This is a genomic window from Streptococcus sp. KCJ4932, assembly GCF_004352745.1.
Taxonomy (GTDB): Bacteria; Bacillota; Bacilli; order Lactobacillales; family Streptococcaceae; genus Streptococcus; species Streptococcus ruminicola.
Genome location: NZ_SJWW01000006.1, coordinates 67,820 through 90,382 on the forward strand (window position 1 = coordinate 67,820; position 22,563 = coordinate 90,382).

At 37.9% G+C, this 22,563-nt stretch carries 22 protein-coding genes; 18 read left to right on the plus strand and 4 right to left on the minus strand.

The features are described from left to right. Position 1 precedes the first annotated feature (1 nt). From E0E02_RS03870 to E0E02_RS03925, 12 genes are all read left to right on the plus strand, one after another. Complete coding sequence (locus tag E0E02_RS03870) at positions 2-970, plus strand: ATP phosphoribosyltransferase regulatory subunit (RefSeq protein WP_133017889.1); 969 nt, start codon at positions 2-4, stop codon at positions 968-970. Continuing rightward, a complete protein-coding gene (hisG, locus tag E0E02_RS03875) occupies positions 970-1,617 on the plus strand; it encodes an ATP phosphoribosyltransferase (RefSeq protein WP_133017890.1) in 648 nt (215 codons plus the stop codon). Before E0E02_RS03870 ends, hisG begins: the two co-directional genes overlap by 1 nt. After that, positions 1,614-2,891: a histidinol dehydrogenase gene (gene hisD / locus E0E02_RS03880; protein WP_133017891.1), complete on the plus strand. Its 1,278-nt coding sequence runs from the start codon at positions 1,614-1,616 to the stop codon at positions 2,889-2,891. The genes hisG and hisD overlap by 4 nt, the downstream gene beginning before the upstream one ends. Continuing rightward, positions 2,884-3,528, plus strand: a complete 645-nt coding sequence (serB, locus tag E0E02_RS03885; protein WP_133017892.1) for a phosphoserine phosphatase SerB — start codon at positions 2,884-2,886, stop codon at positions 3,526-3,528. The genes hisD and serB overlap by 8 nt, the downstream gene beginning before the upstream one ends. Before the next feature lie 25 nt (positions 3,529-3,553). Further along, positions 3,554-4,138 carry an imidazoleglycerol-phosphate dehydratase HisB gene (gene hisB, locus E0E02_RS03890; protein WP_074564043.1) on the plus strand — a complete coding sequence of 195 codons (585 nt, stop codon included), beginning with the start codon at positions 3,554-3,556 and terminating at the stop codon, positions 4,136-4,138. Between the two features lie 72 nt (positions 4,139-4,210). Next, the gene (gene hisH / locus E0E02_RS03895) at positions 4,211-4,819 is read left to right on the plus strand and encodes an imidazole glycerol phosphate synthase subunit HisH (RefSeq protein ID WP_006532647.1); all 609 of its coding nucleotides are present in this window, start codon (positions 4,211-4,213) and stop codon (positions 4,817-4,819) included. Between the two features lie 47 nt (positions 4,820-4,866). Then, complete coding sequence (hisA, locus tag E0E02_RS03900; RefSeq protein ID WP_006532646.1) at positions 4,867-5,586, plus strand: 1-(5-phosphoribosyl)-5-[(5-phosphoribosylamino)methylideneamino]imidazole-4-carboxamide isomerase; 720 nt, start codon at positions 4,867-4,869, stop codon at positions 5,584-5,586. Between the two features lie 3 nt (positions 5,587-5,589). Beyond that, positions 5,590-6,348 carry an imidazole glycerol phosphate synthase subunit HisF gene (gene hisF / locus E0E02_RS03905; RefSeq protein WP_133017893.1) on the plus strand — a complete coding sequence of 253 codons (759 nt, stop codon included), beginning with the start codon at positions 5,590-5,592 and terminating at the stop codon, positions 6,346-6,348. Continuing rightward, positions 6,345-6,665 carry a phosphoribosyl-AMP cyclohydrolase gene (gene hisI, locus E0E02_RS03910; RefSeq protein WP_133017894.1) on the plus strand — a complete coding sequence of 107 codons (321 nt, stop codon included), beginning with the start codon at positions 6,345-6,347 and terminating at the stop codon, positions 6,663-6,665. Before hisF ends, hisI begins: the two co-directional genes overlap by 4 nt. Positions 6,666-6,676: 11 nt before the next feature. Beyond that, positions 6,677-6,991 carry a phosphoribosyl-ATP diphosphatase gene (gene hisE / locus E0E02_RS03915; RefSeq protein WP_074564039.1) on the plus strand — a complete coding sequence of 105 codons (315 nt, stop codon included), beginning with the start codon at positions 6,677-6,679 and terminating at the stop codon, positions 6,989-6,991. Positions 6,992-7,200: 209 nt separating this feature from the next. Continuing rightward, positions 7,201-13,857 (plus strand): pullulanase, encoded by a 6,657-nt coding sequence (locus tag E0E02_RS03920; protein ID WP_133017895.1) that lies wholly within the window; start codon positions 7,201-7,203, stop codon positions 13,855-13,857. 144 nt (positions 13,858-14,001) lie between these two features. After that, positions 14,002-15,117, plus strand: a complete 1,116-nt coding sequence (locus tag E0E02_RS03925; protein WP_133017896.1) for a glycerate kinase — start codon at positions 14,002-14,004, stop codon at positions 15,115-15,117. Here the strand turns inward: E0E02_RS03925 and E0E02_RS03930 are convergent. Then, entirely contained in the window at positions 15,114-15,563 is a 450-nt protein-coding gene (locus E0E02_RS03930; protein WP_133017897.1) for a YueI family protein, read from the minus strand. The two genes, E0E02_RS03925 and E0E02_RS03930, sit on opposite strands and share 4 nt — an antisense overlap. Before the next feature lie 206 nt (positions 15,564-15,769). On the opposite strand from E0E02_RS03930, the gene eno reads away from it, so the two are divergent. Beyond that, positions 15,770-17,068, plus strand: a complete 1,299-nt coding sequence (eno, locus tag E0E02_RS03935; protein WP_004232506.1) for a surface-displayed alpha-enolase — start codon at positions 15,770-15,772, stop codon at positions 17,066-17,068. A gap of 147 nt (positions 17,069-17,215) precedes the next feature. Here eno and E0E02_RS03940 read toward each other — a convergent pair whose 3' ends face one another. The 3 genes from E0E02_RS03940 to E0E02_RS03950 form a co-directional block, all read right to left on the minus strand. Continuing rightward, the gene (locus E0E02_RS03940; protein WP_133017898.1) at positions 17,216-18,379 is read right to left on the minus strand and encodes a site-specific integrase; all 1,164 of its coding nucleotides are present in this window, start codon (positions 18,377-18,379) and stop codon (positions 17,216-17,218) included. 234 nt (positions 18,380-18,613) lie between these two features. Beyond that, entirely contained in the window at positions 18,614-19,501 is an 888-nt protein-coding gene (locus tag E0E02_RS03945) for an Abi family protein (RefSeq protein ID WP_133017899.1), read from the minus strand. Positions 19,502-19,546: 45 nt separating this feature from the next. Then, entirely contained in the window at positions 19,547-20,119 is a 573-nt protein-coding gene (locus E0E02_RS03950) for a helix-turn-helix transcriptional regulator (protein ID WP_074601417.1), read from the minus strand. Between the two features lie 153 nt (positions 20,120-20,272). Here E0E02_RS03950 and E0E02_RS03955 point away from each other — a divergent pair, with 153 nt between their 5' ends. The 5 genes from E0E02_RS03955 to E0E02_RS03980 all read left to right on the plus strand — a co-directional run bounded on the left by E0E02_RS03955 (position 20,273) and on the right by E0E02_RS03980 (position 22,562). Then, on the plus strand, positions 20,273-20,458 hold the full coding sequence (locus E0E02_RS03955; RefSeq protein WP_074601419.1) for a hypothetical protein: 186 nt from the start codon (positions 20,273-20,275) through the stop codon (positions 20,456-20,458). Between the two features lie 279 nt (positions 20,459-20,737). Then, on the plus strand, positions 20,738-20,980 hold the full coding sequence (locus E0E02_RS03960; protein ID WP_133017900.1) for a hypothetical protein: 243 nt from the start codon (positions 20,738-20,740) through the stop codon (positions 20,978-20,980). A 206-nt stretch (positions 20,981-21,186) separates the two neighbouring features. Continuing rightward, positions 21,187-21,420 carry a hypothetical protein gene (locus tag E0E02_RS03970; RefSeq protein ID WP_133017902.1) on the plus strand — a complete coding sequence of 78 codons (234 nt, stop codon included), beginning with the start codon at positions 21,187-21,189 and terminating at the stop codon, positions 21,418-21,420. Between the two features lies 1 nt (position 21,421). Continuing rightward, positions 21,422-21,688, plus strand: a complete 267-nt coding sequence (locus tag E0E02_RS03975; RefSeq protein ID WP_133017903.1) for a hypothetical protein — start codon at positions 21,422-21,424, stop codon at positions 21,686-21,688. Between the two features lie 13 nt (positions 21,689-21,701). Further along, positions 21,702-22,562, plus strand: coding sequence for a DnaD domain protein (locus E0E02_RS03980; RefSeq protein WP_133017904.1), 861 nt, complete (start codon positions 21,702-21,704; stop codon positions 22,560-22,562). Position 22,563 lies beyond the last annotated feature (1 nt).

A 22,563-nucleotide genomic window follows, 5' to 3' on the forward strand; every position in this document is an offset into this window, starting at 1 on the left:
AATGAAAAAAACGACTTTACCAGTAGGGATGCACGATAAATTATTCAAACGCGCACGTGTAACCTACAAAATTGAACGAGATATCAGTGATTTCTTGATGAGTCAAGGCTTTAATCGTATTGAAACACCGACCTTGGAACATTTTGAAGTCTTCAGCGATACGCTTAATAAAAATAATTATAATTTTTTTGATAAAAGTGGCGAACTGTTGACCCTTCGTCCGGATATTACTAGTCAGATTGGACGTGTGATTGCTTCAACCCAAGTTGAAACGCCGATTAAATTTTCATATTCAGGCAAGGTCTTCAAATACAATGAAGAAATGCGTGGCTTGATGAACGAGCACACACAAGCAGGGATTGAAATCGTTGGTTTTCCAGCTAAAGAGGCGGTTTATGAAGCCATCGCTTCAGCAAAAGCATCGCTTGATAAGGCAGATATCCCATCTTACCAATTTGAGTTTTCACATGCTGGTATTTTACAAACGATTTTTGATGATTTGAACTTACCAGCTGCAGCGGAAAAAGAATTGGACGTGGCACTTAAAGACAAAAATATCACGCAATTAAATGAGTTAACGAAGAAATATCCAAGTGAATTTGATGATTTCTTGAAAAATTTGCCTTATCTTTTTGGTGAAAGTCATCAAGTGCTTAGTAAAGCCCGTAAACTTGTCAAAAATGAGGCTATCTTAGCTGCTTTGACTGATTTGGAAGATTTGTTGGCACAAGTATCTGATATTTTACCTGAGAGTCATATTGATTTAGCTCAAATTCCATCTATGCCATACTACACTGGTGTGATGTTTAAAGTCTTTGGGGACAAAGTTCCAGATGCTTTTGCTTCAGGTGGACGCTACGACAAGTTATTTGAACGTTTTGGCGCTAAAAAATTAACAGCGGTTGGTTGGGCAGTAGATATTGATGCCATTTACCAAGCAGTACACGATAGTTTAGAAGGAGGTGCCTAATGGAAAATCAAATTACGATTGCTTTGACCAAAGGACGTATTGAAAAAGATACCGTAAAACTTTTGGAAAAAGCTGGTTTTGACATGTCTTTTATGGCGGATAAGGGACGTAACCTAATTTTTGAAAGTCCGGACAAGAAATTCCGCTTTTTGCTTGTTAAGGCACCCGATGTGACAACTTATGTTCGACATGGTGTTGCTGATCTTGGGGTTGTCGGAAAAGATTTGCTTATCGAGCATCCAATTGGTTATCTTGAAATGCTTGATTTGAACTTTGGTTTGTGTAAGTTTTCTGTTGCTTCAACGGATGCCTACAAACCACATGACCACAAGCGCAAGCGTATTGCCACAAAATACCCAACAATTGCCACTGATTATTTTAATAAAAAAGGCGAAGACGTTGAAATCATCTCAATTCAAGGGAGTGTCGAAATTGCTCCAGTTATCGGCTTAGCAGATGCTATTGTTGATATTGTAGAAACAGGAAATACTTTGGTTGCCAATGGTCTTAAGGTTTACGAAGATATTTGCCGTATCTCAGCTCGCCTGATTGTTAATAAGGCAGCTTTGAAAAATAATCCAGAAATTATGCCATTTATCCATAAATTGGAAAGTATCGTTGGAAATGAGGAGGTAGCTTTTAAATGAAAGTTTTAACAGGAACGACAGAAGACATTTCAAAAATTCTCTATCAAGAGCAACTGGAATTAAGCAAAGAAAACCTTGATGTCGACGATGCGGTTCGTCAAATTTTGGAAGATGTCAAGAAAAATGGGGATAAGTCTTTAAAAGCTTACTCTGAAAAATTCGACAAGATTGCTTTGGATGACTTTGAAGTGAGTCAAGATTTGATTGACCAAGCCTTTGAAGAGATTGATCCAGAAGTCTTAGAAGCTCTTAAAAACGCCAAAGTAAACATTGAAAGTTATCACAAACAACAATTGGAATCAGGTTTTGAAGACCAACCGACTGATGGTGTTATTCGTGGTCAATTGATTCGTCCAATCGAACGAGCTGGGGTTTATGTGCCAGGTGGAACGGCAGCTTATCCATCGTCAGTATTGATGAACGTGATTCCTGCGAAGATTGCTGGCGTTAAGGAAATTATCATGATTACACCGCCGCAAAAACATTTTGAACCTGCTATTTTGGTGGCTGCTTCACTTGCTGGTGTCGATAAGATTTTTCAAGTTGGTGGTGCTCAAGGGGTTGCGGCTCTTGCTTATGGTACAGAAACGATTCCTCGTGTTGATAAGATTACAGGACCTGGAAATATCTTTGTTGCGACAGCCAAGAAAATGGTCTACGGTCTTGTTGGAATTGACATGATTGCAGGGCCATCAGAAATTGGAGTGATTGCAGACAGCTCAGCTAATCCTAAATACGTTGCTGCAGACTTGCTTTCTCAAGCGGAACACGATGTGCGTGCTCGCGCAATTTTGGTAACTAATTCAGCTGAATTGGCTGAGGCTGTTGAGGTAGAGATTGAAGAGCAACTTAAACGTTTGCCACGTGAAAACATTGCTCGTCCTTCAATCGAAAATAACGGACGCATTATTATTGCGGATTCGGTTGATGCTATGTTTGATTTGATGAACCAAGTGGCACCAGAACACTTGGAATTGGCTATGGACAACGCTTATGATTACCTTGATAAGGTGCAAAATGCAGGGTCTGTTTTCCTAGGCCATTTCACCAGTGAACCGATTGGTGATTACTATGCTGGAGCTAATCACGTCTTGCCAACAACAAGTACCAGTCGTTTTTCATCAGCGCTTGGAGTGCATGATTTTGTGAAACGAATTCAGTACATGCAGTACTCAAAATCAGCTGTCAATGCGGCTAGTCACGATATTACAACACTTGCGTATGCTGAAGGTTTGCAAGCACATGCTAAAGCAATCGAGGTGCGTCATGACTAAGGTAAAAGGATTATTAGTGATGGATGTGGATTCTACGCTCATCCAAGAAGAAGGGATTGACTTGCTTGGTGAAGAAGCAGGTGTTGGTGAAAAAATCGCTGATATTACGGCGCGTGCCATGAATGGCGAGCTTGATTTTAAAGAAGCTTTGGATGAACGAGTTGGTTTGCTAAAAGGATTGCCAGAGACGATTTTTGATAAAGTTTTAGCTCGCATGCATTTTACAAATGGTGCTGAAAAATTGGTGGCTGAACTTCATCATCGTGGCTATAAAGTTGCTGTGGTATCGGGTGGTTTTCATGAAACTGTTGATGTCTTGGCTAAGCGCATCGGTCTTGATTATGTTAAAGCTAATCGTTTAGAAGTTAAAGATGGCGTTTTGACAGGAAAAGTGCTTGGTGATGTGGTTACCAAAGATGTCAAAAAAGCAAGCCTAATCGAATGGGCAGCTGAAAATGGCTTAGACTTAAGTCAAACCATTGCTATGGGAGATGGAGCCAATGACCTTCCAATGATTAAAGCAGCTGGTATCGGAATTGCCTTTTGTGCCAAACCAGTTGTGCGAAAAGAAGCCCCTTACCAAATCAATGAAGCTGATTTGTATAAAGTGATTGATATTTTAGATAGTCAAAAATAGATAAGAGTATCAGAAAGGAGTTGTTATGAGACAAGCAGAGATTGAACGTAATACCTTTGAAACCAAAATCAAATTGAGTCTTAATTTAGATGCTCAAGAACCAGTTGATATTGATACTGGTGTTGGTTTCTTTGACCATATGCTGACTCTTTTTGCAAGACACAGCCGCATGTCTCTTGTAGTTAAAGCTGACGGAGACCTTCACGTTGACAGTCACCACACGGTTGAAGATGTTGGGATTGTTTTAGGTCAAGCTTTGAAAGAAGCTTTGGGCGATAAAGCGGGTATTAACCGTTACGGAACATCATTTGTTCCAATGGATGAAACACTTGGAATGGCAAGTCTTGATTTGTCAGGACGTAGTTACCTTGTTTTTGATTGTGAATTCGATAATCCAAAACTTGGCAATTTTGATACAGAGCTCGTTGAAGAATTCTTCCAAGCCTTTGCTTTTAATGTTCAAATGAATTTGCACTTGAAGATTTTACACGGTAAAAATAACCACCATAAATCAGAAAGTCTTTTCAAAGCAACAGGGCGTGCTCTTCGCGAAGCTATTACCATTAACCCAGAAATTCACGGCGTGAATTCAACAAAAGGTTTGTTGTAATTAAAACTAGAAAGGAAAATCAGCCTAAACACTCTTATTTAGTGGTGTTTACAAGGTTTGATAACTTAGCTTATGATTATTGTAATTGATTATGATGCAGGAAATACTGCTAATGTCTTAAGGGCTTTGAAAAAAATTGGTGTTCAGGCTGAATTATCCAGTGACCCGACAAAAATTTTAGCAGCTAGAGGTCTTATACTACCTGGTGTTGGAGCGTATCCAGCTGCCATGGCAGAGCTGACTAAGCGTGGTTTGGTTCCAGTAATTAAAGAAGCAGTTGCTAAAGGAGCGCCGCTACTGGGTATTTGCCTTGGAATGCAAGTCTTGACAGAAGTTGGTTTAGAACATCAAGAAACGAAAGGACTTGGTTTTATTCCAGGTGTTTGTAGAGAAATAAAAGCAACCAAAAACATGCCAGTGCCCCACATGGGCTGGAATAATTTAACAGTTAAACATGAAAGTCCTTTAACGGATGGTCTTGAAGGACAGTCTGTTTATTTTGTTCACAGTTATTTTACAGATGTTCCAAAAGAATACATCGATGTGACTGCAAATTATGGCATTGATGTGCCAGCTATGATTCACAAGGACAATGTTTATGGTGCTCAGTTCCACCCAGAAAAATCTGGTGATGTGGGCTTAGGAATTCTAAAAAAATTTATTGCACTGTGTGAGAAATAAGTTTCACAGTTTTTGGGTAGCATTTTAAAAGAGAAAAGGAGTTTTATATGCAGATTCTTCCAGCGATTGATATCAAAGAAGGACAGGCGGTTCGTCTTTTTAAAGGTGATTTTAATCAAAAGACTGTTGTTAACCCTGATGTTATTGGGCAGTCTAAAATCTTTGCGCAAGCTGGCATTGATTTTATTCATGTTGTTGATTTAGATGGAGCTCTTGATGGACGAGCTACAAACCGTGATTTGATTGCCAAATTGAAAAAAGAATCTGGACTTGGTGTGGAAGTTGGTGGCGGTATTCGCACACTTGAACAGATTGAAGATTATCTTGCGGTAGGTATTGACCGTGTGATCATTGGTTCAATGGCCGTGAAAAATCCAGACTTTGTCAAAGCAGCCCTGGAAAAATTTGGTAGTGACAAAATCGTTGTCGGTATTGATGCCAAAAATGGCATGGTAGCTACAGAAGGTTGGCTTGAAACTAGTAATGTCGATTACATCAGCTTAGCTAAAGCCATGGAAAAAATTGGGGTGACTCTCTTTGTCTACACAGATGTTGATCGAGATGGGACACTAACAGGACCTAATTTTGAACACTATGAGCGCTTGGTGGCTGAGTTGACAACAGCTAAAGTCATTGCTTCAGGTGGTATTGCTGAACAGTCTGACTTGGTGAAATTGCAGGAAATCGGAGTTGCTGGAACAATCGTCGGTAAAGCTTACTATAATGGCAACATTAGTCTTGAAGAATTGAAAGCTTTTGGAGGATAGCTTATGCTGAAAAAACGCATTATTCCATGTCTTGATGTCAAAGATGGACGTGTGGTCAAGGGGGTTAATTTTGTTAATTTAACGGATGTTGGTGACCCAGTTGATGCAGCGCGTGCTTATTATGAAGCTGGATGTGATGAATTGGTGTTCTTGGATATCACAGCAACGCATGAAAAACGTGATACGACAGTTGATATGGTAAGACGTGTTGCGGACCAAGTTTTTATTCCTTTTACAGTTGGCGGTGGTATTCGTTCGGTTGAGGATATGAATAAAATGCTAAAAGCAGGTGCTGATAAAGTAGCTGTTAATTCCTCGGCCGTTGCCAATCCACAACTCATCAAAGAATGTGCTGAAAAGTTCGGTAATCAGTGTGTGGTATCAGCTATCGATGCTCGTAAGGAAGCAGATGGCACTTGGCATGTCTATGTTGCTGGTGGTCGCAAAGACACTGGTATTGATTTGATTGAGTGGGCTAAAAAAGTAGTCGGTCTTGGTGCGGGCGAAATTCTTCTAACTAGCATGGATAAAGATGGCACAAAATCTGGATTTGATTTAGATATGTTAAATGCAGTTGCTGATGTGGTGAATGTTCCTATTATCGCTTCAGGTGGTGCTGGAAATATTGAGCATATGGTTGAAGTCTTTGAAAAGACAACGGCTACAGGTGTTTTAGCTGCTTCTATTTTTCACTATGGCGAGGTATCGATTGCAGATACTAAAGCGGCTATGGCTGAAGCTGGAATTGAGGTGAGACGATGAGTGATATTAAACTTGATTTTGCCAAACAAGATGGACTTCTTCCAGTAATTGTCACTGACTACAAGACTGGTCAAGTGTTAATGCTGGCTTACATGAATGAAGAAGCTTACCGTTTGACCTTGGAAACCAAGCAAATGCACTATTGGAGTCGTTCGCGCAATGAACTTTGGCACAAAGGAGCAACAAGTGGTCACTATCAATACGTTAAATCCATTAAAACCGATTGTGATTGTGACACGCTACTTGTGGCTGTAAAACAAGAAGGAGTAGCTTGTCACACAGGTGCTTACAGCTGTTTCTTCAATGATATTTTATAGAAAGGAAAACTATGTTAGAAACACTTTATAAAGAAGCCTTAGACCGTAAAGAAAATCCTAAAGAAGGTTCTTACACTAATTACCTTTTTGACAAAGGCTTGGATAAGATTTTGAAAAAAGTTGGTGAGGAAGCAACTGAAGTTGTTATCGCTGCTAAAAATGCTGATAAAGATGAAATCGCAAATGAAACGGCAGATGTTTTGTATCACTTGGCTGTCATGCTAGTTGAAACTGGTGTTACAACTGAGGATGTAGAAGCTGTTTTGAAAGCTCGCCAAGGCAAAAAAAGTAACGTTCACGACCGACCAGAAATCACAAATTACTAAGCAGAAGAGGTAGGAAAATATTTCCTGCTTTTTCTTTATGTCTCTAAAAAAAAGCAATCGATTGCATTAATTCTTGGTGTGGTGTTATAAATAAACTAGAATTCGTTGTCTAAAAACGAAATTTATTTTACGAAAACGCTTGCGCAAACATAAAGTATTTTGTATACTGAAAGCATAAAATACTACTAATTTTAAGACGGAGGTCTTCTATGAAAAAGGTGAGTCGGCTTTCTTTCCCAGAAAAGCGGGAGTACTTTGGGATTCGTAAGCTAAAAGTTGGTGTTGCTTCGGTTGCAATTGCAACAGCTTTGTTTTGGGGTGCTGGATTAACAAGCGTTTCAGCGGATCAGATTACTGCTCAAGCAGCTACTTCAGAAGTAGTCAGTGAGACGTCTTCTCCAGATGATAGCAGCGAGGCGCTTCTTGAGTCAGAGAAAGCCGTTGATGTTAATCAAACGATTGAAACAGTTAATGCTTCTGACGTAGTTGATAATAGCGAAAGTCAATCAACTGAGCCAGAGAGTCCAGTGGTAGAAGAAACTGAGTCAGAGTCACAGCCTCAAGAAGTTATTTCACAGACACAAGAGGTTCAAGGAACAGCAGCAACAGCTGAAATTGCTGATGTAAAAACAGTGACAAGTGCTGAAAACAGCAATCAGGTGAATCTCCTAAAATCTTCTCAACCTGATAATCAAGTGTCAAATCCTCCAATTGCTGAAGATACGATTCGTGTACATTTCCAAGCAGTTAATGATGATAATTACACTCAGTATGGCTTGTGGACTTGGGGAGCCGTAGCTGAACCGTCTGATGGCAATAATTGGCCCGCAGCGGCAACGCCATTTTCAGCAAATCAAAAAGATGACTTTGGTTATTATATTGACGTAAGACAAGCAGCCAGTCACGGTGATATTGGTTACCTACTTCTTAAAAACGGTGAGAAAACTAGCGACTCTGACCAAAGCATCAAACCTTTATCAAAAGATGTAAATGAAGTTTGGGTTACGTCTGATTTTATGACTTACAGCTATAAGCCGTTGGCAGATGATCGCATTATTCGGATTAATTATAAGCGTGATGATGGTAATTATGACGGCTGGGGTCTCTGGGCTTGGGGCGATGTAGCTGGGCAATTTGGTGCATGGCCATCAGATGCTCTTGATTTCATTCAGGAAGGTGCTTATGGTCGCTACATCGACTTACCTTTGTCAAAATTATTAGATTCAAATATTGGTTTTTTATTGGTCAATCAAAATGACCCAGAAAAAGCAGGCAATAAAACGCTTGATATGAGTTTTTCTGACCGTGACATCCATAGCCAAATTTTCTTGCATAATGATGATGCGACTGTTTATACCAATCCCTACTATGTTGCGATGGTGACAGGACAAGATTTTTCAAAAGCGACACCTGGAGTCCATAATATTTCAGTATCAGCAAGTAGCTATCGCCCTTTTAATTATAATGAAACTGATTTAATTGATGTGACAGTTACTAATCCAGAAAATGTTGAGATTACACGCATGCAAATTGATACCGCACAAATCGGTGGTGGGGTTATTGAGATTTCGCCAGAGCTCAATCGTGTCACAATTACAGCAACGTCAGATACTCAGCCAGGAACTTATGACTTACCAGTTCGAGTCTTTGATAAGGATAACGGTTATTACGATACAACAGTATCAGTCACAGTAACGAAACGTGTTAAACAAGCAGGAGAAGTAGACTGGGATGAACAAGTAATTTACTTCATGTTAACTGACCGCTTTTATAACGGAGACCCAAGTAATGACAACCCATATCATCAAGATTACGCTGGCGCAGTTAATCAAGCTGGTGTTTATAAAGGTGGAGACTTTAAAGGGGTGACTGCAAAGCTTGATTACCTCAAACAACTTGGTGTGACAAGTATTTGGGTTACACCAATTGTGGATAATATTCCGCAAAATGTTAGTACAGAAGCTGGTAAAGAATATTATGCCTACCATGGTTATTGGGCAGATGATTTTGAAAAACTTAATCCGCATCTTGGCACACTTGATGATTTCCATGAGTTAATTGACCAAGCTGCTGAGCGTGGCATTAACATCATTGTCGATGTAGTGCTTAACCATTCGGGTTATGGTACGGAAGATAAATTTACCGGAATGGTGCGCACGCCAGAAGAAGACAAAGGTGATGATATTCAAGGGTCACAATCTGGCCTACCTGATTTTAAAACAGAAGAGAAAGCTGTGCGAGAGCAATTAGTTGCTTGGCAGACAGCTTGGCTTGAAAAATCAACAACCGCCAAAGGAAACAGCATTTATGCTTTTCGTGTCGACACTGTTAAACACGTTGATGACACGACTTGGCAGTATTTCAAAAATGAGCTAGCGCTAAAAGATGCTGATTTCCATCTAGTTGGAGAAAGTTGGGGTGCCAATTACAAAGATACCAAGGGTGATTTAGGCACTGGTAGCATGGATAGTTTGCTTGATTTTGGGTTTAAAGATATTGCTAAGTTGCTAGTTAATGGTCGCTTGAAAGAAGCAAATGATGAATTGATTGCCAGAAATGATGCGCTCACAAGTGCCTATACCTTGGCGCAATTTCTTGGAAGTCATGATGAAGATGGTTTCTTGTACAGTATTGGTGGCGATTTAAATAAACTAAAACTAGCAGCGACGCTCTTACTAACAGCCAAAGGACAGCCAGTCATTTATTACGGTGAAGAATTAGGTCAATCTGGTGCTAATAACTGGCCATATTATGATAATCGTTATGAGTTCGACTGGGACGACGTGGCTGGAAATGCAATTTTAGAACACTATCAAAAATTATTAGCCTTCCGTCGTGATAACAGTGAATTGTTGGCGCGTGGTAGTCACAGTACAGTAGCAGTTAATGATAGCCAAGGCTGGCTTCTTGCCAAACGAGCAAATGATTCAGATGCAGCTTATATTTTGTATAATTTGAAAGACCAGTCACAAAAACTTCACTTGCTTTTATCTGAGGCAGCAACGGTGACTGATTATTACACAGGAACGACTTATCAAGCTCTTCTTGGACAAGATGGTCAGTATTATCTTGATATTGAAGCGCCAGCCATTTCAAAAGGTGGTACCATGTTGCTAAAAGTGTCTGCAGGTGCTATTACACAGGCTTTTATCGCTCAGACAGAAGAAGAGCCAATTGCTGAAAATACGCTGCGCGTTCATTTTAAGACCTTGCCATCAGATGATTTAGCCAGTCTTGGTTTATGGACTTGGGAAGATGTTGAACACCCATCTGAATCTTGGCCAAACGGCGCGATTAATCTTTCTAATCTTAAACACGACGCTTACGGTTATTACATCGATGTGAAATTGGTCAATGGTAATCGTCACAAAGTTGGGTTGCTCATCAATAATACTAGTGGTGAGAATGTTTCAGGGGATAAGGTGGTGAATCTTATCAGCCAAGACATGAATGAAGTTTGGTTTGATGAGGATTATAAAGCTAACTATTACGCCCCACTTGAAAAAGGAAAAATCCGTATTAATTACTATCGCAGTGATGGTAATTACAAGAATTTGGCAATTTGGTTGTGGGGAAGTGCAGACAGTTCCATTACTAGTCGCTTAGGTGCTTGGCCTGATGGCGTTGATTTTGAAAACTTTGGCAAATACGGTGCTTATATCGATGTGCCACTAGCCGATTTTAATGAGCTTGGTTTCTTGCTACTTGATGAATCAAAAGAAGGTGATGCGGCTAAGATTCAACCAGACAATTACACCTTTAAGGATTTAGCTAATCAAACACAAATTTTCTTGAAAGATGAGGATAAGACCATTTATACGAATCCATATTTTGTAAGCACTATTCGCTTAACATCCGCACAACAAATTAGTCAATCAGAACTTGTCGCCATTATCAGCAATCTAGCAGACGCCGATAAAGCTGAACTTCTAGAAAATCTTAAAGTGACTGATAAAGCTGGCAATGCCGTTGCGATTACAGATATTACTCTTGATAAGGCAAGCAATAAAGTTACTATCGCAGGTGATTTTTCAAGTGACGGTCTTTATACAGTAAACTACAATGGTGATCAATACCAAGCACAACAAAGTTGGCAATACACAGATTCTAAGTATGCTTACGATGGTGATTTAGGAGCGCGTGTTTTTGATAATGGAGCGCGTGTTGATTTGACCGTTTGGTCACCAAGTGCAGACAGTGTTTCTGTTGTTCTTTATGATAAGAATGACCAAACCAAAGTCGTTGGCAAAATCGCTATGACTAAAGGGGATAAAGGTCAATGGTCAGCTAGCCTAACACCAAGCCTTGGTTTAGGGGTTAGTGATTATCGTGGTTATTATTACCATTATGAAATTACTCGCGGAAAAGAGACTGTTCTAGCACTTGACCCTTATGCTAAATCATTAGATGAGTGGAATAGTGATTTGATTGGAACTGATCCATCTCATAAAGTGGCTAAGGCAGCTATTGTTGATACCAGTGCTATTGGCAATCAAGACTTGACTTATGCGGATATCAAAGGCTACAAAGATCGTGAAGATGCTATTATTTATGAAGCGCATGTGCGTGACTTTACGTCAGATACAGCCATTTCAGAAGAACTTCGCAATCAATTTGGTACCTTTGCGGCGTTTGCTGAAAAATTGGATTATCTTCAAAGCCTAGGTGTCACTCATATTCAATTGCTTCCTGTTATGAGTTATTACTACGTTAACGAAGTGATGAATAACAAGCGCTTAACAGATTATGCCTCAAGTAATACAAACTACAACTGGGGTTATGACCCACAAAGTTACTTTGCTTTGACAGGAATGTATTCTGAAAATCCAGCTGACCCAGCAAAACGTATTGAAGAATTTAAAAACTTGATTAATGAAATTCACAAACGTGGCATGGGAGTTATCCTAGATGTCGTTTATAACCATACAGCTGACCTTGCTATTCTTGAAGATTTGGAACCAAATTATTATCACTTCATGGAAGCTGATGGAAAGGCTAAGACAAGCTTTGGTGGTGGTCGCCCAGGAACAACTCACTATATGACACGACGTATGGTGCTTGATTCAATTGCTTATTGGACAAAAGAATTTAAAGTGGATGGCTTCCGTTTTGATATGATGGGTGACTTGGATGCTGAGACTGTTCAAATGGCTTATGACAAAGCAAAAGCATTGAATCCAAATGTTATCATGCTTGGTGAAGGTTGGATTACTTATGCTGGTGATGCCAATGATAGCCGTCAACCTGCTGACCAAACTTGGATGGCACACACAGACAGTGTGGCTTCATTCTCTGATGATATTCGTAATCTCCTTAAATCAGGGTATCCAAGTGAAGGTGCACCATGCTTTATTACAGGTGGGGTTAAAAATTTGCAAGAGCTCTTTAATAGCATAAAGGCTCAGCCAAATAATTTCACAGCAGATGATCCAGGTGATGTGATTCAATACATTGCAGCTCATGATAATCTAACCCTTCACGATATTATTGCTAAATCAATCCACAAAGACCCATCAGTGGCAGAAAATGAAGCTGAAATTTTACGTCGTCAACGTTTGGGAAATCTTATTATCTTGACTTCTCAAGGAACAGCCTTCATCCATTCTGGTCAAGAATATGGTCGTACCAAACAATTCCGTGATGAAGCTTATAAGACACCAGTAGCGGCTGATCAAGTCCCAGCAAAATCAGATTTGTTAACAAATGCGGATGGCACACCATTTGTTTATCCATACTTTATCAGTGATTCTTATGATTCTACGGATGCTATTAATCATTTTGATTGGGCAAAAGCAACTGACAGCAAGGCTTATCCAGAAAATGCCAAAACGCAAGCTTATACCAAAGGGCTCATCGCTCTTCGTCGTTCAACAGATGCCTTTACCCTTAAGACAAAAGCTGATGTCGATAGCAAGGTCAAACTCATCACCATTCCAAATGAAAATGGAGTTGGTCAAGAAGATTTGATTATCGCTTACCAAACACAAGCAAGTAATGGTGACATCTATGCAGTCTTTGTCAATGCTGATAGCAAAGCGCGTGAGTTTGTCTTGTCAGATGATTACAAAGCTTTGTTGAACGCAGAAGTTCTTGCTGACGCCGATACTGCAGGTGTCGATGCTATCTTGAATCCAAAAGGTGTGGCGTTTACGGAAAACAGCATTACCCTTAATCCGCTAACAGCAACAATCCTACGTTTGAGAAAGGCAACTGCAGAAACAGAGCGTACCCTTTATGACCAAGCAAGTGGTGTAAGTGTCATTTTAGCTCCAGGTGAACGTGAAGAGATTACACAGATTGAAGTTCATCACAAGGAAACAAATGACAGTCAAATCCCTTCAGTCTTGCAAGGTAAAGACTATGATTTATATGATATCGAGCCTGAAGATGCTTATGGCCATGTTGTTAGCACAACTCAAAAAGATCAAGTCATCTTACCAATTGATGCTGGTAAAGCTGTTGCAGAAGTTTTCTATCTTCCAGAAAATGCACAACCGCAACTTCTAGCCTTTAGAGAAGTTAGCAAGTTAGTGGCTGGGCAAGTCGTTAAATTCGTCATCTTTGATGTTGACCACTTCAGCCAATATGGCATTGTTTATCAAGACCAAGTGGCAAAAACTGAAGTGCCAGCTAATTCGAATCAAGTGGCGAAAGCTACAGCGCCAGCCCAAACTCAGACTGGAGTCCGAAATCAAGCTGCTTCTCGAGTCCTTTCTGACCTTCAAAAAGTTGCTGTTACTGAAAATAGCACGGTTGCCTTGCCAGAAACTGGTCAAAAAGATAGTAAAACTCTAACGTTTGTTGGTCTTCTAAGTCTTGCCAGTCTAGCAGTGTTAGAAGTTAAAAGACGTCAAAAAAGTCATTAACATTTAAATACATTACTTTCCTTATATAAAGAGCTCCCCTTCTAAAATTGAAGGGGAGTTTTGCTTCATATTAATGTTTTTGTAACCTCTTTCCTTTAAAAAATTATATAATAGTAATAAGAAATGTAAGGGGGAGTTGGTACTATGCATATATTAATTGCACCTGATTCATTTAAGGAAAGTTTGTCAGCACTTGAAGTTGCAAAAGCTGTTCAAAAAGGTTTTCGAAAAGCTTTGCCAAATGCGACTTTTGATGTCATGCCTGTTGGTGACGGTGGTGAAGGAACTTTGGAAGCCTTGACAGACGGTCTTCATTTAAAACGTGAAAGCCACACGGTTACTGGCGCGTTTGGTCAACCAGTCGAAGCCCATTATGCGACTAATGGTCGCTTGGCCGTTTTTGAAATGGCAGACATTTGTGGTTTGGAAAAAGTGCCAATGAATCAGCGAAGCCCATTAACCCTTACGACAAAAGGTGTTGGTGAAATGATTGGTCACTTGGTTGACCTTGGTGTTGAAGAAATCATGATTGGTGTTGGAGGCAGTTCAACCAATGATGGTGGTCTGGGAATGGCGGCAGGTCTTGGCTATCGTTTCTTTGACAAAACAGGTCATGAAGTCGAAGCGGTTGGCGAACACCTTGGTGATATTACCATGGTTTCTTATGAAAGCTGTCGTTGGGATTTATCACAAACTAAGGTGACAGTTATCACTGACGTGACAAATCCTCTATGTGGTCCAAATGGGGCAACTTACATCTTTGGGGGACAAAAAGGGCTTGCAAAAGATGACTTTGCAAGCGTTGATAAAGATATGGAAAGATTTTACCAAACTTTCTTCCCAGCTGTTTTGGATTTGGCTGGAGCGGGAGCAGGTGGCGGAATGGCAGCAGGTTTAGCAGCCTTTGCTGGAGGTCAAATCATTTCTGGCATTGATGCTGTTCTTGACATGCTTGATTTTGACCAACGTGTTCAGAAAGCTGACATCGTTGTTGTCGGCGAAGGACGAATGGATAAGCAAAGTCTTTCAGGTAAAGCTCCTGTTGGTCTAGCACAGCGCACACCTCGTGGTAAATTAGTCATTGCTATCTGTGGTAGTCTCAAAGATGATTTACCAAGCTTTCCGATTTCTAACATTCAAGCAGCCTTTCCGATAATTGCTGACGTTGATACTTTAGAAAATACCCTTGATAAAGCCGAGCAAAATCTGGAACGCACCGCCCAAAACATCGGAAATTTACTAAGCTTTACTAGATTTTAATCCTTGTTAAATAATTTTGACCAGAAGCCTTTTTTAGGGGCTTCTTTTGTTTTTTCTGCTGTAGCCGGAAATTGTTCAGATAGTAGAGGATTAGCTACATTTTCAGCCTTGGTTGAATGAACGATAATACCGTAAGGTGATTGAGCATTCTTTTCATCAACAATGGTTGCTTGAATGTTTTGTTCTTGAGCGATTTTCATGTAAAACATTTGGTTTGAGACGGAGAGTTTTGGAGAAATTTTAACTAATATTGTGTCGTATTGTTTAGCTAATTGTCCTAAAATATCACTAAAACGATTTTTAACCTCTTCAAAACGACTATCTTCAAGAGGAATTGATAAGACGACGCGTTCGGCAAAAGTTCCAAAATAAAGACGTTGTTCATCAGGATTTAAGCGTTTTTCGCCTGTTGCGGCTTGTAAAACTTTATTTTCTAAATCAGTCATGGTAGGGCCCTCCATATGTTCTTACAATCATTATAAGTTAAATTTACTAAACTGTCAGTTTTGGGCTGTTTTGTTATTGAAAATTATGAAAAGCCATGAAAGTTGGTAGCGATTTTCAAAATTTCTCGTTTTTATTTGCTTAAGCGCCGATATTATGGTATTATTTTAGTGTAAAAATATTAAAAACTCATAAGGAGAGTAACATAATGTCAATTATTACTGATGTTTACGCTCGCGAAGTCCTTGACTCACGCGGTAACCCAACACTTGAAGTAGAAGTTTACACAGAATCAGGCGCATTTGGTCGTGGTATGGTTCCTTCAGGAGCTTCTACTGGTGAACACGAAGCAGTTGAACTTCGTGACGGAGACAAATCTCGTTACAACGGTCTTGGTACTCAAAAAGCTGTTGACAACGTTAACAACATCATTGCTGAAGCAATCATCGGTTTCGATGTTCGTGATCAACAAGCTATCGACCGTGCTATGATCGCTCTTGACGGTACTCCAAACAAAGGTAAACTCGGTGCAAATGCTATCCTTGGTGTTTCTATTGCCGTAGCTCGTGCAGCAGCTGACTACCTTGAAGTTCCACTTTACAGCTACCTTGGTGGTTTCAACACTAAAGTTCTTCCAACTCCAATGATGAACATCATCAACGGTGGTTCTCACTCAGACGCTCCAATCGCTTTCCAAGAATTCATGATCGTACCTGCTGGTGCACCTACATTCAAAGAAGCTCTTCGTTGGGGTGCTGAAATCTTCCACACACTTAAGAAAATCCTTAAAGAACGTGGTCTTGAAACAGCTGTTGGTGACGAAGGTGGTTTCGCTCCTAAATTTGAAGGAACTGAAGACGCTGTAGAAACAATCATCAAAGCTATCGAAACTGCTGGTTACAAACCAGGTGAAGATGTATTCCTTGGATTTGACTGTGCTTCATCAGAATTCTACGATAACGGAATCTATGACTACACTAAATTCGAAGGTGAAGGTGCTGCTAAACGTACTGCTGCAGAACAAATCGACTACATCGAAGAATTGGTTAACAAATACCCAATCATCACTATCGAAGATGCAATGGACGAAAACGACTGGGACGGATGGAAAGAACTTACTAAACGTCTTGGTAAACGCGTTCAATTGGTTGGTGATGACTTCTTCGTAACAAACACTTCATACCTTGCACGTGGTATCAAAGAAGAAGCTGCTAACTCAATCCTTATCAAAGTTAACCAAATCGGTACTTTGACTGAAACATTCGAAGCTATCGAAATGGCTAAAGAAGCTGGTTACACTGCAGTTGTATCACACCGTTCAGGTGAAACTGAAGATTCAACAATCGCTGACATCGCAGTTGCAACTAACGCTGGTCAAATTAAAACTGGTTCACTTTCACGTACTGACCGTATCGCTAAATACAACCAATTGCTTCGTATCGAAGACCAACTTGGTGAAGTAGCTGAATACCGTGGATTGAAATCATTCTACAACCTTAAAAAATAATCAGCTTACTGATTAAGAGGGTGTAAACCCTTGATATTAAAGCATTCTAGGCGCATTCCTAGAGTGCTTTTTTTGATTTTGTTACCCTTTTTGTTACTCTTTGCTATTTTTTGTATAGTAAAAGGGTGACCCTAAAGTGTCATACCCTTATAAACTATTAATAGCATTTTCAAATATTGAAGCTGATTTTTGAGCTCCTTCTTTAGTTGCGTGAACATATGTATTAAGTGTCATTGAGATATCACTATGACCTAGGCGGTGTTGTAAGTCTTTCGGCTGAATACCAGCGTAAAGCATGATAGTAGCGTGTGTATGGCGTAAACCATGGAAAGATACATTAGTTACACCAGCATTTTTAAAGTGTTTATCAAGTCTTCTTCTTAGATTGCAAGCATAAGCATATTTTTCTGTAAAAACAGAGAATACCACTTTTTCAGACCGCCCAAGTTGCCATGATTGGACTTGTTGGCGGTTTTTATATTGCTTAAGCATAAGTATAGTAGCTTTATCAATTGAGATATCCCTATAACCCGCCTTAGATTTAGGGGGATTTACTTCTTGATATCGGTTAAGCGTCTTATTAATGCTGACTATACCCTTTTCTAAGTCAATATCAGACCATTCAAGGGCTAAAGCCTCGCTAATACGCACCCCAGTAGCAAGTAAGAACGTATATAAAACAAAGTCAAATAGATCTTCATAAATTGATTGGTCTAAAGTACCTAGGTAGCCTAAGAATTGTTTTAATTCTTGTCTATCTAAGAACTTAATTTTACTTTGTTCTTTTTGTTTTTTACGGGGAACAATAACGTCAGTAGCGGGATTGTGCTGTATTAGTTGCATAGCAACCCCATACTTAAGTATACGGCTATTTACATTGTGAAGTAAGTTGTAGTTTGCGTATGCTCCTTTTACGCCCTTATTTGCCTTGTTAGCCCATTTGTTTACTTGTTGTTGAATAATAGGTGTTGTTAGCTTATCAAGCTTATAATCACCGAATACGGGTAATATATGAACCTTTAACAGTCCTTTCATCGCTTGTTGGGTATTTGGTTTAACTGTATTTTTGTAGCTATCCCACCAAAGCGAAGCAAGTTCCTTATATGTTTTTACTGTAGTTTTGGCTTTAGTTGTATAACCGTTATTGATAAATTCATTAACTGCCTCACGGGCTTTGGTTTTAACAGCCTTTTTGGTAGAAGCAGTAATGTTTTTACGTGCTTTCTTTCCCGTTAGTCTATCAGTACCAAGGTAAACATTAGCACGATAGACAATAGTTCCGTTTTTCTTTTTAACTTCTTTGATATTCATGTATAAACCTTTCCATCAGCAGGCAAGCTATTATTAAAAAGGTTCTAGGTTTTACATGTTCTTATTTATTAAAATACGTCAGGTTAACAAAGGATTTATTTTAAACAAAAATAAAGGCTGGCTAGTATTCCCAGCCAACCTTTGAAATTTTGAATTCCCTTATTCACGCACGCATGAATTATAGAGCGCTGAACTAAATCAGTCTTACATTTCTTACTAGTCTATCATAATTATTTATAAAATGTCAACAATTTTTTGAAAAATAATAAACATTTTAGTAAGAAAAGGATTTTTCAAATAATATTCTTTGTGACGTTGGCAACGGGTTATAAAATTATCTATATCTTGTTTTTGATATTTATATACTGCAGGTGAGCAGTAAGTTTTAGATAATGCGAATAAAGATAATAAGTCATTTACTTTTGCGTAGTTTTTATATTTTAATAAATGTGTTTGAGAAGCAAGAGTAGTTACTAATGCGTTAACATTTTCTAACTTATTATCGTCTTTAAAAACATTAAGTAAAAGAATACTGTTATGAGCGCATGCATTTCTGATAAACCTTGCGTTATTTCCTAAAAGGTAAGCTTTTTTTAGTGATCTAGGTTCATATTTTTCATAGTACATTTGTAGGAAATCCATTAAGCTACCATAATCCATATGTTCTAACAATACCCAATAAGGAGTGGTGTCTTTTCGTTTGATAAACATATCATTTTGATACCTTGATTTTTTGAAATAATTCCGAGTTTTATAATAACTTTTTGGATAGGAGTTTTTAAATTCTAGAACGATATCATAACCATTTTCTTTGGGGTTATTATTTATCTGCCTAGCTAATTCCGTTTTGATAAAATGCTCAACATTAATTGATATTTTTAAAAGTAGTTGTCTAATTTGAAAATCTAGGGAAGCTAAATCTTTTAAATATTCAAAATCAAGGTTCTGATATTTGTCATCTTTTTTCTTAAAATTTTTTCGAAAGGCCGCTACCTTATAGTAAAGGTTATTTTTTTCGATAAAATTGATAGCCTGCCCTTTAGAACACTTTTCAAAAGTGACGCCTTTATTTTCTAAGTGATTAATTAATTCTTTTGAAGAAAACTTTTTTTGTCTTGACAATGATAAAATAATTATCCTTTCTAATATAAATTTTTGATAGATTTACTAGTTGTCATTTGATAGCGAGTCTTCGTCTAGATTATTTAGAGATAGAACTTTTATTAATTCTAAAAGCTGTTCCCTCTCGCTAGCTTTTAAAGTCGCCCAATAAAAAATGAGTTTAACTAAGCTATCAGGTAAATTCCAAAAACCATCGCCTATATTTCCCATTGCTATATCTACTGCATCAATAGCATCTTCCTCTGTAAAAGTATGATCTTCATCATTAAGATAAACATTTCTATATTCTTCCTCGAATTCCCTTCTTAAAAACTTATAAACTAAAGGAAGATTGTTTTCTCCGATTGTTTCAATAGCATTGTATTTGTCACTTTCTATAATATGATCCAATGAATGTTCTTCCAAGTACATATCTTTATTTTTATAATCACTGTATCCAAGTAAGTAAGAAACAGAAACACCCAAAAAATCTGCTAACTGTTGGGCTTTATCAGATTTTGGGACACGTTCTCCTCTTTCCCAACGTGAAATAGTCAATTTTGTAACATTTATTTTTTCAGCTAACTCTTCTTGAGTTAGCTTTTTCTTTTTTCTTAATTCTTTGATTTTATTATTCATACTTAACACCTCTTGGTGAGATTATATCATTTTACAAAGAAAAAGTAACCAAAAATATATTTTTTAAATATTTTATTCTTGACAAGTAATCCAAAAGGATATAAAATACATTTAAAGTTATCCGAAAGGATATTTTAGAAAGGAGTTCAAAAAATGCTTATCACCTCACAACAAGCAAGAGCTATCAGACGCAAACAAGCGGACAAGCAACTTACTGCTAAACAGGCAAGTGCTGAAATTGGTGTAGTACCAGTTACATACCGCAAGTTATGCAATGGTGGCGAAGTCAAGCCTAGCATTTATCAAAAAGCTATGGAATGGCTAGTAGAAGACTACTAAAAAACACGTACCTAAAAAGATACGTGAGAGCAACAAAAAAGGCTTAGCAGTCGCCAAACTCACAAGCCTTTTAGAAAATGAAACTAAAACAAAATTAATAAAGCAGGCAAGCTATTATTAAAAGGGTTTTAGCAAAGTTTATATAGTTTAATTTTATCAAAGTTAGATTATTGTGTCCATATGGAGAGTGGGAACTCTTAAAACTACAAAAATAATTGGTATGTATAGTAAATAGCATTAAAAGGCAACAAGAAAAAATCAAAGAAAAAAGGGAATAGCATGGAACTAAAACGAATTGAAGAACTTGGTTTTCAAGGGAATTTCTATGATGAATATTTGCAAAGTGATTATCATAACAATGATTTAACCGAACAAGAAGAATGCGATTTAAACTATTATGGCAGTACTATTCTAAGCTATGTTCAAAGTGAAAATAGTTTAGGTGAAGTTTATAAAAAGCTATTTCTTATGGGAAAAATCGCTGGTATTAAGCAGGAAAGAGCTAGAAAGGGTCAAAAATGATTTACCAAGAAATTAATTTACCAATCTGGGCTCAGTTAGTACTTATGGTGGTATTAATTATAGCATTACTTTTATTGCTCCATATTAAGCCCGTAGAGGACGTTAAACAAGAAAATGAAGAAATACCCGACAATCATGTAAAAGAGCGATACGGGGCTTATATTCAATTGCAAGGACGATATTATAACTAGAAAGGAAAAAACAAAATGGCAAGCAGCTTTTATGATTATGATGATCTTTTAGTAGATTATGAAGGACTTTGTGGAGAACTAGAAACAATTACAGGTGTTTTAGAGTTGGCAAGTGAAAAAAATGATGAACAAACAATTCTTCTTTTAAATACAGTAACTCACGCTTTAAAACATATCGTTTCAGAACATAAAAATCAAGCTAGCGATTATAGAAAAAAATTAGCTACTGTACCAACGATAGAGGTGTAATATGGGAACATTTTCAACAGAATTTGAACAGGGGTTATTAGATCGTGTAGATGAGCTTTCAGAAAAGAAATTAGAACTAGAAAGACAGCTACAGAAACAAACAGGCTTAATAAGTTCTAAAGAGCTGAAAGAAGAATTAGACATAACAGGTGCTACACTTACAAATTGGGTTAAGTTGGGATTAAAAGTCTATCAACCACCCTTTGAGAGTAGCAAGAAGCAATATTTTAGAGTGTCAGACGTGATTAATTTCTTAACTGTACGCTAGAAAGGAGAAATAATTGGCAAAGACTAAAGTATATTTCTGGTTAAAGGTTGATAAAAAGTTTTTTGACAATGTTTTTATTAAGCGATTGAAAAATATGAATGGCGGATATGCTATGACTGTTATATATATCCGCTTAATGTTAGAAAGCTTGGAAAGTGACTGTATTTTATACTATGACGGCTATCTTGAAAGTTTGGTAGAAGAATTAGCTATTAAATTGGACGTATCAGAAGATGATATTAATATGACAATGGCTTATTTTACCAAGTGTGGACTAATTCAAATTGATACCAACGGAAATGCTGAACTATTGCAAGCTAAAGCAATGTTAGAACAGGAAACAAATCAAGCGCAATATATGCGAGAATACAGAAAACGTCAAAAATTAAAAAATGATAATTCTTACAATGTAAACCAAATAACTAACGTTGTAAGCGAACCGTTAACCACTTGTAAGACAGAGATAGATATAGATAAAGAAATAGAGTTAAAGAAAGATATAAATATAGATATAAAGTCAGAAGTAGATACTAGAGAAAATCAATCTGCTACTGCTGATGGAAAATCCGAATTTAATATTTTTGAATATTATCAATCTCGAATTGGTGTTTTAGATGGTTACCAATTGCAAAAACTTAAAGATTTTATAGAAATTGATAATTTAGAGCCAAATTTAGTTAAGCGAGCAATTGACAGAGCAGCCGATAACTCTAAAAGAAATTTTGGATATATCAATTCGATTCTTAAAAATTGGGCTCAAAACGGTATCAAAACAATTGTTCAGCAAGATGAAGAACAACGAAGATTTGAAGAATCCAAGAGACAACCTGCTAAAAGTGATATAGAAAGCACTATCCCAGATTTACCATTTTAGA

Coding starts and splice junctions, on each gene's coding strand:
- E0E02_RS03975 (WP_133017903.1), top strand. CDS start 21,422: ATGGGAACATTTTCAACAGAATTTGAACAGGGGTTATTAGATCGTGTA.
- E0E02_RS03870 (WP_133017889.1), top strand. CDS start 2: ATGAAAAAAACGACTTTACCAGTAGGGATGCACGATAAATTATTCAAA.
- hisH (WP_006532647.1), top strand. CDS start 4,211: ATGATTATTGTAATTGATTATGATGCAGGAAATACTGCTAATGTCTTA.
- E0E02_RS03950 (WP_074601417.1), bottom strand. CDS start 20,119: ATGAATAATAAAATCAAAGAATTAAGAAAAAAGAAAAAGCTAACTCAA.
- hisF (WP_133017893.1), top strand. CDS start 5,590: ATGCTGAAAAAACGCATTATTCCATGTCTTGATGTCAAAGATGGACGT.
- hisB (WP_074564043.1), top strand. CDS start 3,554: ATGAGACAAGCAGAGATTGAACGTAATACCTTTGAAACCAAAATCAAA.
- hisE (WP_074564039.1), top strand. CDS start 6,677: ATGTTAGAAACACTTTATAAAGAAGCCTTAGACCGTAAAGAAAATCCT.
- E0E02_RS03930 (WP_133017897.1), bottom strand. CDS start 15,563: ATGACTGATTTAGAAAATAAAGTTTTACAAGCCGCAACAGGCGAAAAA.
- eno (WP_004232506.1), top strand. CDS start 15,770: ATGTCAATTATTACTGATGTTTACGCTCGCGAAGTCCTTGACTCACGC.
- serB (WP_133017892.1), top strand. CDS start 2,884: ATGACTAAGGTAAAAGGATTATTAGTGATGGATGTGGATTCTACGCTC.
- E0E02_RS03925 (WP_133017896.1), top strand. CDS start 14,002: ATGCATATATTAATTGCACCTGATTCATTTAAGGAAAGTTTGTCAGCA.
- E0E02_RS03960 (WP_133017900.1), top strand. CDS start 20,738: ATGGAACTAAAACGAATTGAAGAACTTGGTTTTCAAGGGAATTTCTAT.
- E0E02_RS03940 (WP_133017898.1), bottom strand. CDS start 18,379: ATGAATATCAAAGAAGTTAAAAAGAAAAACGGAACTATTGTCTATCGT.
- hisD (WP_133017891.1), top strand. CDS start 1,614: ATGAAAGTTTTAACAGGAACGACAGAAGACATTTCAAAAATTCTCTAT.
- E0E02_RS03970 (WP_133017902.1), top strand. CDS start 21,187: ATGGCAAGCAGCTTTTATGATTATGATGATCTTTTAGTAGATTATGAA.
- hisG (WP_133017890.1), top strand. CDS start 970: ATGGAAAATCAAATTACGATTGCTTTGACCAAAGGACGTATTGAAAAA.
- hisI (WP_133017894.1), top strand. CDS start 6,345: ATGAGTGATATTAAACTTGATTTTGCCAAACAAGATGGACTTCTTCCA.
- hisA (WP_006532646.1), top strand. CDS start 4,867: ATGCAGATTCTTCCAGCGATTGATATCAAAGAAGGACAGGCGGTTCGT.
- E0E02_RS03920 (WP_133017895.1), top strand. CDS start 7,201: ATGAAAAAGGTGAGTCGGCTTTCTTTCCCAGAAAAGCGGGAGTACTTT.
- E0E02_RS03955 (WP_074601419.1), top strand. CDS start 20,273: ATGCTTATCACCTCACAACAAGCAAGAGCTATCAGACGCAAACAAGCG.